Genomic DNA, 13,856 nt, shown 5'->3' on the forward strand with positions numbered 1-13,856 from the left:
CAGGGGGCCGGCCTTACATCCGTTTTACGACAGCTCTGGCCGCCTGCACACCAGAGGCACCGGCCTGAGCTAGTCCTCTGGTAACACCGGCGCCATCACCCGCAGCAAAGAAGTTGGGCAGGGCGGTTTCCAACTCCTCGGTGAGCTGCAGGCGGGCGGAGTAGAACTTCACCTCTGCCCCGTAGAGCAGGGTGTCATAGTTGGCAGTACCGGGGGCGATCTTATCCAGCTGATAGATCATCTCAATGATGTTGTCCAACTGCCGCTTGGGCAATGTCAGGGACAGATCTCCGGGGACGGCGGCGGTAAGGGTGGGCCGGACAAAGGACTTGCTCATCCGATGCTCATTGGTGCGCCGTCCACCCACCAGATCCCCGAACCGCTGGACCAGCACGCCACCGGCCAGCATATTGGACAGGGAGGCCACGTGCTTGCCGTAGCGGTATGGTTCATTGAATGGCTTGGTAAAGCGGTTGCTGACCAGCAGGGCAAAGTTGGTGTTTTCACTCCGGAGGGCCGGGTCAGCATAGGAGTGGCCGTTCACCGTGTTAATGCCCTCCACGTTCTCCGCCACCACATGGCCGTAGGGGTTCATGCAGAAGGTGCGCACCTGGTCGCCGTACTGCTTGGTGCGGTAGACTAGCTTGGACTCGTACACCACGTCAGTGATATGCTCAAAAACAGTGGCGGGCAGCTCCACCCGCACGCCAATGTCTACCTGGTTGTTGAGCAGCTCCAGCCCCAGGTCCTTACACTGGTTGGAAAACCACTCGGCACCGGATCGGCCGGGGGCGGCGATGAGATATTTGCAGGCCACCTCGCCCCCCTTGGCCAGAGTCAGGCGGTAACCCTCCTCTGCCCGGGTGATGGAGGCCACTTCGGTATTAAAGGAGAACTCCAGCTTGTCCCGCAGTCCCTCGTAGATATTGGTGAGGATGCGCAGATTGTTTTCTGTGCCCAGGTGCTTACACCGGGCCTGAAGCAGGTGGAGATCAAAGGCCAGGGCCCGGCGGGCCAGAGCCTTGGCCTCTGGGGACTCGGTGGAGAATACCTGGTCAGTGGCCCCGTGACGGACGTTGATGGAGTCCACATAGTCGATCAGCTCCATCACCTTGCCAGGCTCCATGAAGTCAGTGAGCCAGCCCCCAAACTGGGTGGTAAAGTTGAACTTCCCGTCGGAAAAGGCTCCGGCCCCGCCGAAGCCGCACATGGTGTGGCACACCGGGCAGTGGATGCACTCCTTCACCTTACCGGCCACGATGGGACAGCTCCGGTGGTAGATATCGCTGCCCTGATCTATGGCCAGTACCTTTAGGCCGGGGGCTAGATGGGTCAGCTCGTAGGCGGCAAAGATGCCAGCCTCGCCGCAGCCCAGGATGACAACGTCATAATTGGCGTTCATGGGAACGTCTCTCCTTTATCCTTATCTTGAAAATCCATTTTTGTCAGGGATCTCCCCTCAGACATATACAGGAAATAGTATAGCATACTTTTTAAAAAAAAGAAAGAGATTTCCCATAGCGGCGGCCTGTTTCAGTACCTACATGGCTCTAACCGTCCCTTTTCACCAGAGAGAACTGTAAAAAATCGGCGGAAAAGCCGCGCCCATAAATATGAATAAATCTTGACAGGAAAGACAGATGCCTTTACAATAGAAACGGACAAAAATGAAAAACTTTGGGGATGTTTTTCAGTTGTCGCAGAGAGGCCAGCCATTCCAAGTCGGGCGCTCTTTGCGGCTGATTTTATGTACAAGTCCCGTGAGGGCTGGCGGCCTGGACACGGGCGCTGGGGCGGTCCGCTCCAGCCTTATGAAATTTCATGGAGGTGTAAAAGACCAAATGCTACCCTATATCATCGGAGCGATCATCGGTATCGTGATCGGTCTGGCGGTAGGTATCCCTGTAGGCATTCAACGTCGGAAGAAGTCCGCCGAGCAGCAGATCGGCTCCGCCGAGGAGGAGGCTACCCGCATCGTTAATGAGGCCTATAAAAGCGCCGAGAGCAAAAAGCGCGAGGCCATGGTGGAGGCCAAGGAGGAGATCCTGAAGGCCAAGAACGAGCATGAGCGTGAAGTCAAGGAGCGTCGGGCCGACCTGCAGCGCCAGGAGCACCGGCTCCAGCAGAAGGAAGAGAACCTAGACCGCAAAACCGAGAACATCGAGAAGAAGGAGGAGCAGCTCTCCTCCAAGCTGTCCAGGCTGGAGGCCACCCAGGCCGAGGCGGAACAGATCAAAAAGAGCCAGTTGGAGGTGCTGGAGCGCATCTCCGGCTACACCGCGGAGGAGGCCAAACACTACCTGCTCCAGCAGTTGGAGGAGGAAGTCACCCACGAGTCGGCCATGAAGATCAAGGAGATCGAGGCCCGGTTCAAGGACGAGGCGGACACCAAGGCGCGGGAGATCATCTCCCTGGCCATCCAGCGCTGTGCCGCGGACCATGTGGCCGAGGCCACAGTTTCTGTCGTTCCCCTGCCCAACGACGAGATGAAGGGCCGTATCATCGGCCGCGAGGGCCGGAACATCCGCACCCTGGAGACCCTGACCGGGGTGGACTTAATCATCGACGACACGCCGGAGGCCATTACAGTCTCCTGCTTTGACCCCGTCCGCCGCGAGGTCGCCCGGCTTGCCCTGGAGAAGCTGATTCTGGACGGCCGCATTCATCCCGCCCGCATCGAGGAGATGGTGGAGAAGGCCAAGCGCGAGGTAGACGCCGTCATCAAGTCCGAGGGCGAGCGGGCCATCTTTGAGACCAACGTCCACGGCCTGCATCCGGAGTTGGTCAAGCTGCTGGGCCGGATGCGTTACCGCACCAGCTACGGTCAGAACGTGCTCAATCACTCCATCGAAGTATCCCATGTGGCTGGACTGCTGGCCGCTGAGATCGGCGCCAACGTGGCCGAGGCCAAGCGGGCCGGTCTGCTCCACGATTTGGGCAAGTCCATTGACCATGAGGTGGAGGGCTCCCACGTTCAGATTGGCGTGGAGCTGGCCAAAAAATACCGGGAGAGCGAGGGCGTCATCCACGCCATCCAGGCCCATCACAACGACGTGGAGCCCCGGACCGTCGTCGCCTGTCTGGTCCAGGCGGCTGATGCCATTTCCGCCGCCCGCCCCGGGGCCCGGCGGGAGAATTTGGAAAACTATATCAAGCGGCTGGAGATGCTGGAGGAGATCACCTCCTCCTTCAATGGGGTGGAGAAATCCTTTGCCATTCAGGCCGGCCGTGAGGTCCGTATCATGGTCAAGCCCGAGGTCATCAGTGAGGACCAGATGGTCCTGCTGGCCCGGGAGATTGCCAAGAAGATCGAGGACGAGCTGGAATATCCCGGCCAGATCAAGGTCAACCTGCTGCGGGAGACCAAGGCCATCGAGTACGCCAAATAATACAGTCAAAAAGAGCGGGACGCCCCCCAGCGTCCCGCTCTTTTTTGTTGATATTCTCGGAAGAACCACCGCGAAAGGCGGCGATCCGTCTTCAGCGGTACTTCACCGCGGTACCGTAGGCGATGACCTCGGCCGCCCCCTGCATGACTGAGGATGAGCCGTAACGCACGTTGATGACCGCGTCCGCCCCCATGGACTCCGCCTCGTCCACCATACGCTTGACAGCGATCTGACGGGCCTCGTTGAGCATCTCGGTGTAGCTGGTGATCTCACCGCCCACCAAAGTTTTCATCCCGGCCATAAAATCCTTGCCAAAGTTCTTGGACTGGACGACAGTACCTTTAGCAATCCCCAGCACCTCAAGCTCCCTGCCCGGAATATAATCAATGTTTACCAATAGCATATGTCTTTCCTCCTTATACAAACTCACAAACTCCTTTGCTGTATCCAGCTCCTGAAACCGCTTCCGCAGTGTCCACAGTGCGGGCAGCAGCACAGCGGCACAGACCGCCGCCAGTACAGTAAACAGGATAAACAGCCACCGTGGAATGTTCGGGATAGCGCTCAGGGCCGCAAATCCAATGACACAGGCCATCTGGAGCAGACCAAAAAGGGCCATTCCCAAGACAGCCGATCTCTTTTCTCTCCGCAGCCACTCAATATTTCCGCGCTTCATCCAGCTCCCCCCTCTCGATCTCCCGAATCCGCTGGATCAGCACGACAAAACTGAAGGGGATGGTAAGCAGATCTAGAATGGCCAGCAGAAGCAGCAGGCCGTGGAGTTCAGGCCAGGGGGTGTGCTCCCGTGTGAAAAGCAGCAGGGCCGCTCCAAGGATTCGGAATAGGCCGCTGAACAGCACGCTTTTAACGGCAGCCCGCTTCTGTTCCCTCTTGCGGATGTCAGTACCTTTTGGCTTCATCCTCCTCACCCCCTTGGATCTCTTTCCAGCGGCGGTACAAAGAGATGATCGCGCCTAGAGCCACCGCCAGATACAGCAGGGCAAAAAACAGAACGACGCCGGTGGCAAATGGCTCGGTATCCCCGCCGAAGTAGCCGGTCAATAGGGCGCCAGTGAGCAGGAACATCAGGACCGCCACAGTGATCGTGACCAGTACAGCACCCAGGAAGCCTTTTCCTTTAGTAGTTTTTCGCATCGTCTTCCTCCCCCCGCTGAATCTCCCGAATCCGCTGGATCAGTGCCAGCAGAACCCCCAGAATGACCACTGCCGGGAGGGCCACCAGCACCACGATCAGCGGAAGGGGCGGAGCTTCCGCAGCCTCCACCGTAAACCCCCAAACCATCAGCGCGATGACACCAGCCATAAAGGCGGTCATTACCAGGGCCGCGATTACGGCCGCGGCATAGCGGATGGGCTTCACATCTCCGTACTGCTTATCCTGGAAGGTGGAGCCCGCCTGCTCCATCTGCTCCATCTCCGCCAGCAAGGATCCGGCATCCAGCTCGGCCAGCCGCTCCTCCCGGTTCTTCAGGCAGCGGCACAGTTCCATAGACTGCTCCAGACTGCGCTGCTCCCGCTCCAAGGTGACCAGGTGCCGCCTCATCCCGTCCGCTACCGTGATCCTGCCCGCCTGCATCCGCCGGATCTCCTCCAACGGGACACCCAACTTGCGCAGCAGCTTGATCTGCCGCAGAGTATCCACTTCCTCCTGGCCGTAGTCCCGATAGCCGTTCTCACTGTTGCGCCTGGGAGAGAGCAGGCCCTGCTCCTCATAAAACCGGATGTTCTTTTTGGTGATGCCCACCAGGGCCTCCACCTCGTTGATCTTCATGGGCTACGCCCCTTTCTGGTCCTACTCTACACCTTCCACCTGGGGGAAGGTCAAGACTTTTTCCATTTTTCCTGTAAATAGACCCGTCGGGCCAGCAGGGCCAGGGCTGCCGCCCATGCTGCCAGCAGCGCCTCGGTAGCCGGAATAGGCAGGAAGGCCCCGGCTGCCACAGCGGTGACGTCCACCGCGGCGTGGAGCAGAATGGCGGCAGGGAACCAATACCAGCCGCTCTTCCTGGTAACGGCGGCGTACACCAGTACCGACAGGGCGATCTGTACCACCATCGCCGTGATCCGCTCGAAGGCCCCCCAGAGGTAGAGTGCGGCGGGGGTAACAGCAAGAGAGGTGATAGCCGCCATACCAGCTTCTGGAATGGGGCCTATCAGCTCCTCCACCGCTGGCAGGCCGCCCCGGTTGATGGTCAGGGACAGAATGACATTGTTGACCATGGTCATTCCCAAGAGGAGGAATGACTCCGCCCCTCCGTGGCCCGCCCCATACATCAGGGCGTCTCCGGGACCCTGAGTCCACCGCCGGCCCAGCCGGAAGGCCACCCAGCGGCCGCACTCCTCAAAGATACCGGCCATCAGCCCCCCGTACAGAGCGTATAGCCAGATGCTGCTGTTCAGCGCCTGGCTCCAGACCCCGTAGTACAGCAGCCGGTGCCCCTGGGCCTCCAGCCCCATGGCGAACAGCGGGAACACCACACAGCCCAAGAGGAAGAATCTCGTGCGTCCCCCGGTCCTCCGCCGAAATAGCAGGGCCAGTCCCAGCGGGAGGGCGACCGAGAACAGCCCCACCAGCCCCATGACCAGTATGGCCGAGGAGTCTACCGCTCCATTCATTTCCATATCGCTTCCACTCCTTTCTGGTCAGACCATACATGGTCCAGAAGGGGGAATGTCAAGACTATTTTATAAATAACTTTTCTTCCTGTTGGTGGAAGGTCTTCTTTTTCAAAAAGCGGCCCCGGTCTGGCGAGACCGGGGCCGCTGTCCGCAGGTGCGCTTACAGTTTTTTAAAATCTGATACGTCCAGCACGAAGACTGTGGCTCCCCCAGCCTCCACCTGGATGGTGCTATAATTATAGTTCCAAATGGGCGCCCCGCCTATGGGATAGGGTGCGGCCACATCGATCTGGGTCCGCTTCGCACAGTTCTCCCGCAGGATCCCCATGACTTCCTCCACCCTGCTGTCCTCGACCCCGATCATCAGTGTGGTATTGCCCTCCCGCAAAAAGCCTCCGCTGCTAGCTAATTTTGTCACACCGATATTTTTTTCACTCAGAGCGCCGATGGCGGCATAGCTGTCCTTGTCCCGGATCACCGCAAAGATCATTTTCATAGGTTGCTCCTCCTGTACTTCTGTTTTTTCGATGCTTTTAAGACTGATATCCCTAGTCACTAATGTAGTATATAGCGATATTATACACCATTTTGAATCAAAACTTTATTAAGATTTCCTCCGGGATATTTGGCACACATTCAGGATATCCCCCTCTACCTGAAACTTTACCTCCAGACCTCCAAACTCCATGGTGTAGATCCGGTCCGGAACCTGTTGATAAGAGGGCCTGGGGTCCTGGGCCAGCACCCCAGTCAGCGCGGGCAGCAGTCCTTCTGGAATCAGAGCCTTCCACCGCTCCGGGATATCCACCGCCAGGGACGCCTCCTTGGGTTGGCTGGCAAAGCCCCCCACCGCCTCCGGCTTACAGTCGGAATAGGGCAGGTAGGGCTTGATATCATAGATCGGGGTCCCATCCATCAGGTCAGCCCCCCTGACACGGAGGACGGGCCCCCGTTCCGTGTGCGGATCTATTCCCGCCAGCCGGACACAGCTTAGGCCGATAGGGTTTGGACGAAAGGGGGACCGGGTGGCAAAAACTCCCAATCGGCGGTTTCCCCCCAGTCTGGGCGGCCGGACAGTGGGCGTCCAGCCTTTGTCCCTGACCTCGGAAAAGTCCCAGATAAGCCAGATATGGGAAAATCCTTCCAGCCCCCGCAGCGCATTGAGGTCCCGAAACTGGGGTTCGAACACGACGTCCGCCTCCAACTCCTCCACCAGACCGCTCTGCCGAGGGATACCAAATTTTGTGTGGAACTGGCTCTCGATGTGGGCGATTACCGTCATCGCTCCGTTTTCCTCCACTCCATATCCCCTCCTCCGCCGTCCATTGTCCCCTCTATTATACAACAGGTCAGCCCCGATTTCATCCCCTGAAGCAAATTTGTTTTTGCCCCTAAAAGCCCTCCCGCAAGAAGTTCCGTCGCCCGCAGGCGACGGAATAAAATTTGATCCCGTCATTTCCGGCGACATGCGCGTCGGAAATGACACTTCTCCCGCAGGGTGGGCCGACTTTTCCGCTGGGAGTGGAGGACCACCCTGCGTATGGCTTTTCTCGAAAAAGTGTCTTTGCCGCTTTTTTAACAGTTTCAAGCCCCCCTGGTCTTTGACCAGGGGGGCTTCCTTCAGACAGAAAAGGAGCTAATCTGTTCATGCCGGTCCATCAGCCCCTGCAGCTCCTGGGCGCTGATGGGTTCCTTGACCCGGACGGTCAAGGTATAGGCCACATCTCCATCTCCCGTCTTGTTCACGGCGCAGTTGCAGATACTGCCTCCCCGCTCTTGTAGAAGGCGGAAGAGATAGTCCCGAAATTCCAGGGAGTCCCGGAATCGCACCTTGATCTCCTGCATGGTGTAGGCGTCGTTTCCAAAGTGGAATCGGTGCATCAAAAATTGTTCCAACACAATAAGCAGCGTACCTGTGATGCCGATGATATACATACCCGCCCCTAGTGCCAGCCCCACGGCAGACGTGGTCCACAAACCCGCAGCGGTGGTCAGGCCCTTGATGGAAACCCCGGTGCGGAAAATAACTCCGGCCCCCAAAAATCCCACACCGCTGACTACCTGAGAGGCTATCCGCGACGCATCCGCCCCCTTCGTCCCGTAGAGATACACCCCGGCCTCCTGCACAAGATCCGCAAAACCATATTTGGAAACAATCATCATCAACGCCGCTCCGCAGGCGACCATACAGTGTGTGCGCACCCCGGCCTCCTTCAGCCTTTTGGACCGCTCAAAGCCAATTAAAATACCGCAGACGCTGGCCAACACGATACGGAGAAAAAACTCAGCTTCCAGTATGTAGGGAATCATGGACATATACTCCTCTCAAAAACCTCTTCAGCCGCACAGTAGCTGGATCAATGTATCCCAATCCAGGCCGGACACATAGGCCCCAAGGTCCACCCCGGTTAGAGGGGACAAGTCTTCTGGGATGAGCCGCCGTCCCCGGAACAGGTCTTCCAGGGAAGACAGCTCTTCCCTGCCAAAAAAGTCACCGGACAGTTTCAGGCATTGAATCCGGCCTTTCTCCATCGCCAGTTCAGCTGATATCTGACCGAAGGGGTAATACCCCTCCCTCCTGATATCACAGCGGGGAGACGCCCCGTAGTTCCACTCCCACGTCGCGTAGCGGCTGTCCCGCAAAATCTGGATTTCCGACAAATCTCCCTGGCTCAACACGACTGGATGGGGTGCCGCCGCAAAGACTTGTTTCCGTAGCACCTCTTTGAAACGGGCCATAGTAATGGGGCGCTCCAGATGCTCGTTGATTGAGGTGACACGGCTGCGCACGGATTTGATGCTCTTGGAGCGAATCTTGCCCTCCTTCACCTGGAGCGCCTTGGTCAGAGTATCCCGGTCACAGTCCAGCAGGATACAGCCATGATGGAGCAGCCGCCCATTCCTGAAATACTGAGAACTGCCGGATATCTTTTTCCCATCAATGGTGATGTCATTCCGACCGGATGTCTCCGCCGCCACGCCCAGTTCCTTCAAGGCAGCCAGCAGAGGCTTTGTAAACACTTCAAAACGAAATGCCTCAGCCCGGTCTTCCTCCACGATAAATGTGTAGTTCAGATTCCCCAGATCATGATACACCGCGCCTCCGCCCGACAGGCGGCGGGCTACCCGGATTCCCCTCTCATCCACGAATGTCTGGTCAACTTCCTCCAGAGTATTCTGGTATTTTCCTACTATAACAGCTTTATCATTCTGCCACAGCAAAAAATAGTCCTTCATGGGATCCATATGGGTAAAAAAATAGTCCTCCAGCGCCAGATTGTAATAGGGATCTGTGCTGGTGCTTTCATAAAATTCCATAGCGCCGGCGACCTGCTTTCTAAAGCAAAAATATTACTAATAATATTTTATTTTTATAGTAGATAGTATAGAGTATACTTTCTATTTTGTCAATAGCACTCCGTTTTTTGCCTATATTTTTTATCAATTATTCAACTTTTAAAATTTTTTCTCCATAAAATATTATTAATATATTTTATCCAATTCTTTTGCCAATCGCCGGGCCATTTCCCGATGCCCCTCAAGATTTGGGTGGATTCCATCCAAAAACAACTCATGGCGCACCTGCCCGGAAACGCTCAGGAAATCCGACGCAAAGTCTACCAGGACCAGCCCGGCACTGGCTGCAAAACGTCTGAGCCACTCATTGTAGGCCAAAATGCGTGGGGCACTCTGATAGAAGTCCACCACCCCCGTCCATTTCTCTGGAGCTTTGGACCAGTCTACCGGAAGCGGAATGCCAATTCCCGGAAAAATTCCCTCCGCCTCCAGTTGGTGACAGATCGCGGTCATATTGCCTCTGGCCTGGCTGTCTGTCCCGGAAAAAAAGATATCGTTGCTGCCCCCCATCACCAAGACCCGGCAGTCTCCGCCGCATCGGCGTTCCTCCAGCGCCGGACCCAGGACATCCCGTTGCAGACGAACCAGCATTCCGCCGGTCGTATCACCACTGATCCCCCGGTTGACCACCGTCCACCCACACTCTCTCTGAACAAGAGAGGTCCAGCAGTCCCGGCGAGTTACTCCCGCTCCAAATGTCAGGCTGTCTCCCAGGCATATCAGTTTCCTCCGAATGCCGTCCCCGTTTCTCCCTAGATCTTTACCTATACCACACATCGAATTTTGCCTCCAAGTTTTAATAATATATTTTTCCATCTTCCCTTGACATCTCTGTATATTCCGTCTAAAATATTGATATTCAAAATATATTTTCCTGTTTTTTGCCAATTTTAGAGCAATTTTAAGTAATATCAAACTAATATTTTAATAGAATCGGAGGTCAACTATGCGAGACATTTACTTATCTACTTACTGCGTGGCCTTTCAAGACTACCCCTGGCTGGCGGAGTGCATCCGTACCTTCCCAGACTTCCCTGTAGGTGTAGAATTTGCCACCAGCTGGACCACACCCAATTTTGACGAAAATCTGGTCCGTCAGATCCCAGTCTTCTCCCATCTGCCTATTACCCTCCACGCCCCTTTTGTGGAGGAGTGCACCATCCCCGGCAGCCCAGAGGAGCAATTCATGGAAAAGGAGTACAACAAGGCCTGTCGCCTCTATCATCAATTCCACGCCACCTCCATGGTTATGCATACCCACGAGGGCAGCTTCCCCGCCCAGGAGGGGGACCGCTGGCGAGCCCGCTCTCTGGAGGTCTTGCTGGACTGGACCCGCCGCATGATAGACGAGGGCATCCACGTAACAGTGGAAAATGTGGGCTATCCCAAAAAGAACAGCGTCCTTTTTGACCAGGAGCAGTTCGTAGCTCTTTTTGACCGTCTCCCCCAGGAGGTCGGCTGTCTGATCGATACCGGTCACGCCATGCTCAACCGCTGGGATATTCCCGCCCTTATCCGCCGAATGGGGACCCGCATCAAAGGATACCACCTCAACAACAACGACGGCTTCCACGACAGCCACTACCCTATTTACGACCCAGAGGGCTTCTGTTCCCATCAGGAGATGGACGACATTCTCCGCGCCATCGCCCAATATACACCTCAGGCCCACCTAGTGCTGGAATACGCCCCCGACGGGAGGGCAACCACGCCTGTCATCCACTCCGACATCCGCCGAGTGGTTCAAATCACAGAGTCCCTGTAGCAGCTGTACTCCCTCACAAATATTGCGCGCCCCGGCATCCGGCCTCTCAGGCCGGCTTTGCCGGGGCGCATATTTTGTGTCCGCTTCCTGTCACTTTAACACCAGCCGGCTCTGGGCAGGAGGAGGAGCCGTGGTCCCACGGGCCACCAGCTGAGGATGGCACTCCACCTTGTACCGCGGCACTGTGCCGGCCGCCCCAGCTCCCCCCGGAGGCATTTTGAGCTTTTGCAGCAGCACTTCCACCGCGCTCCGGGCCAACATCTCAGTGTGCTGATCCACTGTGGTCAACGATACACCGGTCAGCCGGGAATAAAATAAATTATCAAACCCCAGCACCGATACATCTTCCGGCACAGAAATGCCCCTCTCTCGAAGGGAGTCAATCACTCCGTATGCCAGCATATCATTGATACAGACAATGGCGGTGACTCCTTGGTCGTACAGCTTCTCGTTCTGGGCCAGCAAGTAACCCGCGTGGTAATCATTGAGCCGTTCGGCCAGGTTGTCCGCCTCCGAATTGTTTTCAATACATAAGACCAGGTCATTGTCGGGCAGATGCTGTGCGAAATAGGCTTTCAGCCCGTTCAGCCGCTCCGTCCGAGCAGTGTTCCGTTTCAGAGGGCTGGTAAGTACAGCGATGCGCTGATGTCCCAGCGCATGGAGGTGTTCAGCAGCCAACCGGCCCGCCAGACAGTTATTCAGCTCTATGATATCTGTTTCCAGATTAGAGATGCGGTCACAAATGGTAACTACCGGTATCTTAGCTGACACCTCAGCAAAGGCAGCCGGATTATCCGGCGGCGACAGCAGGATAACTCCGGGATAGTTATTGCTGACCGCCATCTCCATATACAGCTTTTCCGACTCCGTATCGTGGTAAGTGCAGCAGGAGACCACCTTATACCCCTGGGCGTAACACACGTCCTCGATGCTGCTGAGCATGGCTGTGTAATACGGGTTGGTCACGTTTGCCATCAGCACCATAACGGTCTTGGGCCGAGGCCCCTGCGTAATGGGACGTTTCGCCTTATAGTTCAACTGGGCAGCAGCGGCATAGACCCGGTTGACAGTTTCCTGGGAAAAGGAGGCACTGCCGCTCTGGTTCAGAATCAGAGAAACCGTGGTCTGGGAAACTCCAGCTAAACGCGCCACGTCGTGCATGGTAACGGTAACCCTTTTCATTGTTCAACACCTTGCTCAGCTTTTCAGAATACCACCGCCCAGCAGAGGAGCAGGGAACCCCCTCCGCTGGCCGATGGTAATATTTTATCACAAATTCCAGCCTCTGTATAGTTTTTATGTGCGATACCTTTCGGTTTTGTTCTTTTTATGGTCAATACGGTCATCTAACGCAGGAAGCAGTCCATAGCCTTACCATCCGCCTGAGGCAGTTCCACCCCCAGAAGCTTGGCGTAGGTGGGCGCCTCATCTACCACCAGCCCCCGCTCCAGCGTAGTCCTCTCCCGAAAATCAGGTCCCTTTGCCACAAAAACGGGCTGCGCTCCCAGGTCCGGGAGGTATCCGTGGGTAGCCCGGCCGAAGCGGTAATCGTTCACGTCGAAGTTCTGCACCAGCGGACGCACCGCCTTGTCTCCAAAGGAGGTATAGCCGTCGCTCTCGATCACGAAGCTGAAGCCGCCGTAAAGATGCTCCTCATCTCGTGCTTCCTCGGCTGTGAACAGTCTGCCGATCCCATAAACTCCCTCCTGCCGCAGCTCCTCCAGGCACTGATAGACGGCCTGTTTCAACGCCTGGTCCTCCGGGTCCCGGAGATAGACATTGGAGGACATGGCATTGGAGAAGCAGTAGGCACGCCAGTCCACTACGTTGCCCTGTTTGTCCACATCGATAAAGCCACGATCAGCCAGCAGCACATTCAAATTGATAGCCCGGCAGATATCCCTCTGTCCATGGTCACTGACCAGAACCAAGTTGGTTTCCTCGGCTACACCGGCGATCCGGCACGCCTCCATCAGCTCCCCGATATACCGGTCCAGATTGGCCCGAGCCTCGTCCAAATAGGAGCTAAACACCCCGTGGGCATGGCGATAAGTATCAAAGGTGCCCGTGTGAACAAACATCACCTCAGGGGCATGTTGACGAATCACATCGCTGGCCACATGGATGATGAAGTCGTCCACCGTGGGCCACTGCATGAAATTCTTTTTGCCGCCTTTTTCATAGCCAGCGGGCAGGTACCTCTTATTAGCCTCTATGATGTCCAGCATAGCAGGGCTGGAACCCGCGTCGGCGAAGCTGCTGCGCAATGTGTCTCCAGGATGGGGCATCCAGTATTCAGCCATCAGCCAATCCACATTCTTGTTCCCAGCGGTAACAGGCCAGGAGATAGCGCCTGTGGTATACCCGGCTTTTTTTGCCGCCTGGAAGATGTCCTCCACCTGGATGGCGTCGCTGAACCACAGCCAGTTGTCATCCTTGTTGGTGGTGGTAAAGGAAAAGTTACTGGTGACACCGTGCTTTCCCACATAGCATCCGGTCATCATGGACACATGGGCCGGATAAGTCACAGAGGGATATATGGTACGCATACCTCCCGTGACCTCACAGCCTCCCGCCAAAAATTTCTGAAAATTAGGCAGCCTCCGCAGGGCATCTACGTCCTCACATACCATAGCGTCTACGGAGTAGACTAAAATACGTTTTTTCATTGCAGCATCTCCTTATTTGCGTACTCCGCTCCCGCC

At 56.3% G+C, this 13,856-nt stretch carries 15 protein-coding genes; 2 read left to right on the plus strand and 13 right to left on the minus strand.

Annotated elements, in window-relative coordinates:
• Positions 1-13: 13 nt before the first annotated feature.
• Positions 14-1,402 (minus strand): NAD(P)/FAD-dependent oxidoreductase, encoded by a 1,389-nt coding sequence (locus WKS99_RS04510; RefSeq protein ID WP_340405399.1) that lies wholly within the window; start codon positions 1,400-1,402, stop codon positions 14-16.
• A gap of 439 nt (positions 1,403-1,841) precedes the next feature.
• Between WKS99_RS04510 and rny the strand changes: the two genes are divergently transcribed.
• A complete protein-coding gene (rny, locus tag WKS99_RS04515) occupies positions 1,842-3,389 on the plus strand; it encodes a ribonuclease Y (RefSeq protein WP_147572825.1) in 1,548 nt (515 codons plus the stop codon).
• A gap of 91 nt (positions 3,390-3,480) precedes the next feature.
• On the opposite strand, the gene WKS99_RS04520 is transcribed toward rny, so the two are convergent.
• From WKS99_RS04520 to WKS99_RS04565, 10 genes are all read right to left on the minus strand, one after another.
• Positions 3,481-3,792: a YbjQ family protein gene (locus tag WKS99_RS04520; RefSeq protein WP_147573039.1), complete on the minus strand. Its 312-nt coding sequence runs from the start codon at positions 3,790-3,792 to the stop codon at positions 3,481-3,483.
• Between the two features lie 253 nt (positions 3,793-4,045).
• Positions 4,046-4,309, minus strand: a complete 264-nt coding sequence (locus WKS99_RS04525) for a hypothetical protein (protein ID WP_147572828.1) — start codon at positions 4,307-4,309, stop codon at positions 4,046-4,048.
• The gene (locus WKS99_RS04530) at positions 4,290-4,544 is read right to left on the minus strand and encodes a hypothetical protein (RefSeq protein ID WP_147572830.1); all 255 of its coding nucleotides are present in this window, start codon (positions 4,542-4,544) and stop codon (positions 4,290-4,292) included. The genes WKS99_RS04525 and WKS99_RS04530 overlap by 20 nt, the downstream gene beginning before the upstream one ends.
• Complete coding sequence (locus tag WKS99_RS04535; protein ID WP_240288718.1) at positions 4,528-5,181, minus strand: MerR family transcriptional regulator; 654 nt, start codon at positions 5,179-5,181, stop codon at positions 4,528-4,530. Before WKS99_RS04535 ends, WKS99_RS04530 begins: the two co-directional genes overlap by 17 nt.
• 50 nt (positions 5,182-5,231) lie before the next feature.
• The gene (locus WKS99_RS04540; RefSeq protein WP_240288720.1) at positions 5,232-6,032 is read right to left on the minus strand and encodes a YhfC family intramembrane metalloprotease; all 801 of its coding nucleotides are present in this window, start codon (positions 6,030-6,032) and stop codon (positions 5,232-5,234) included.
• 157 nt (positions 6,033-6,189) lie between these two features.
• Positions 6,190-6,525, minus strand: a complete 336-nt coding sequence (locus WKS99_RS04545; RefSeq protein ID WP_147572836.1) for a cyclic-di-AMP receptor — start codon at positions 6,523-6,525, stop codon at positions 6,190-6,192.
• A 108-nt stretch (positions 6,526-6,633) separates the two neighbouring features.
• Entirely contained in the window at positions 6,634-7,311 is a 678-nt protein-coding gene (gene tsaA, locus WKS99_RS04550) for a tRNA (N6-threonylcarbamoyladenosine(37)-N6)-methyltransferase TrmO (protein WP_147573040.1), read from the minus strand.
• Between the two features lie 338 nt (positions 7,312-7,649).
• Positions 7,650-8,339 carry an MgtC/SapB family protein gene (locus tag WKS99_RS04555; RefSeq protein ID WP_240288722.1) on the minus strand — a complete coding sequence of 230 codons (690 nt, stop codon included), beginning with the start codon at positions 8,337-8,339 and terminating at the stop codon, positions 7,650-7,652.
• Positions 8,340-8,366: 27 nt separating this feature from the next.
• Entirely contained in the window at positions 8,367-9,347 is a 981-nt protein-coding gene (locus WKS99_RS04560) for a lipoate--protein ligase (protein WP_340405400.1), read from the minus strand.
• Between the two features lie 165 nt (positions 9,348-9,512).
• Positions 9,513-10,163 (minus strand): GDSL-type esterase/lipase family protein, encoded by a 651-nt coding sequence (locus WKS99_RS04565; RefSeq protein WP_262669036.1) that lies wholly within the window; start codon positions 10,161-10,163, stop codon positions 9,513-9,515.
• A 169-nt stretch (positions 10,164-10,332) separates the two neighbouring features.
• Between WKS99_RS04565 and WKS99_RS04570 the strand changes: the two genes are divergently transcribed.
• Positions 10,333-11,151 carry a sugar phosphate isomerase/epimerase family protein gene (locus WKS99_RS04570; RefSeq protein ID WP_186852363.1) on the plus strand — a complete coding sequence of 273 codons (819 nt, stop codon included), beginning with the start codon at positions 10,333-10,335 and terminating at the stop codon, positions 11,149-11,151.
• Positions 11,152-11,241: 90 nt separating this feature from the next.
• On the opposite strand, the gene WKS99_RS04575 is transcribed toward WKS99_RS04570, so the two are convergent.
• Positions 11,242-12,333 carry a LacI family DNA-binding transcriptional regulator gene (locus WKS99_RS04575; protein ID WP_147572846.1) on the minus strand — a complete coding sequence of 364 codons (1,092 nt, stop codon included), beginning with the start codon at positions 12,331-12,333 and terminating at the stop codon, positions 11,242-11,244.
• Positions 12,334-12,497: 164 nt separating this feature from the next.
• Complete coding sequence (locus WKS99_RS04580; protein ID WP_240288726.1) at positions 12,498-13,820, minus strand: alkaline phosphatase family protein; 1,323 nt, start codon at positions 13,818-13,820, stop codon at positions 12,498-12,500.
• Between the last annotated feature and the right edge of the window lie 36 nt (positions 13,821-13,856).

This window comes from Flintibacter sp. HCN-6482 (assembly GCF_037892565.1).
GTDB lineage: Bacteria > Bacillota > Clostridia > Oscillospirales > Oscillospiraceae > Lawsonibacter > Lawsonibacter aceti.

Bases quoted from the DNA above. Each gene is read 5' to 3' on its own strand.
- WKS99_RS04545 (WP_147572836.1), bottom strand. From the start codon at position 6,525: ATGAAAATGATCTTTGCGGTGATCCGGGACAAGGACAGCTATGCCGCC.
- WKS99_RS04560 (WP_340405400.1), bottom strand. From the start codon at position 9,347: ATGGAATTTTATGAAAGCACCAGCACAGATCCCTATTACAATCTGGCG.
- WKS99_RS04510 (WP_340405399.1), bottom strand. From the start codon at position 1,402: ATGAACGCCAATTATGACGTTGTCATCCTGGGCTGCGGCGAGGCTGGC.
- WKS99_RS04565 (WP_262669036.1), bottom strand. From the start codon at position 10,163: ATGTGTGGTATAGGTAAAGATCTAGGGAGAAACGGGGACGGCATTCGG.
- tsaA (WP_147573040.1), bottom strand. From the start codon at position 7,311: ATGACGGTAATCGCCCACATCGAGAGCCAGTTCCACACAAAATTTGGT.
- WKS99_RS04570 (WP_186852363.1), top strand. From the start codon at position 10,333: ATGCGAGACATTTACTTATCTACTTACTGCGTGGCCTTTCAAGACTAC.
- WKS99_RS04520 (WP_147573039.1), bottom strand. From the start codon at position 3,792: ATGCTATTGGTAAACATTGATTATATTCCGGGCAGGGAGCTTGAGGTG.
- WKS99_RS04535 (WP_240288718.1), bottom strand. From the start codon at position 5,181: ATGAAGATCAACGAGGTGGAGGCCCTGGTGGGCATCACCAAAAAGAAC.
- WKS99_RS04540 (WP_240288720.1), bottom strand. From the start codon at position 6,032: ATGGAAATGAATGGAGCGGTAGACTCCTCGGCCATACTGGTCATGGGG.
- WKS99_RS04575 (WP_147572846.1), bottom strand. From the start codon at position 12,333: ATGAAAAGGGTTACCGTTACCATGCACGACGTGGCGCGTTTAGCTGGA.
- WKS99_RS04530 (WP_147572830.1), bottom strand. From the start codon at position 4,544: ATGCGAAAAACTACTAAAGGAAAAGGCTTCCTGGGTGCTGTACTGGTC.
- rny (WP_147572825.1), top strand. From the start codon at position 1,842: ATGCTACCCTATATCATCGGAGCGATCATCGGTATCGTGATCGGTCTG.
- WKS99_RS04580 (WP_240288726.1), bottom strand. From the start codon at position 13,820: ATGAAAAAACGTATTTTAGTCTACTCCGTAGACGCTATGGTATGTGAG.
- WKS99_RS04555 (WP_240288722.1), bottom strand. From the start codon at position 8,339: ATGATTCCCTACATACTGGAAGCTGAGTTTTTTCTCCGTATCGTGTTG.
- WKS99_RS04525 (WP_147572828.1), bottom strand. From the start codon at position 4,309: ATGAAGCCAAAAGGTACTGACATCCGCAAGAGGGAACAGAAGCGGGCT.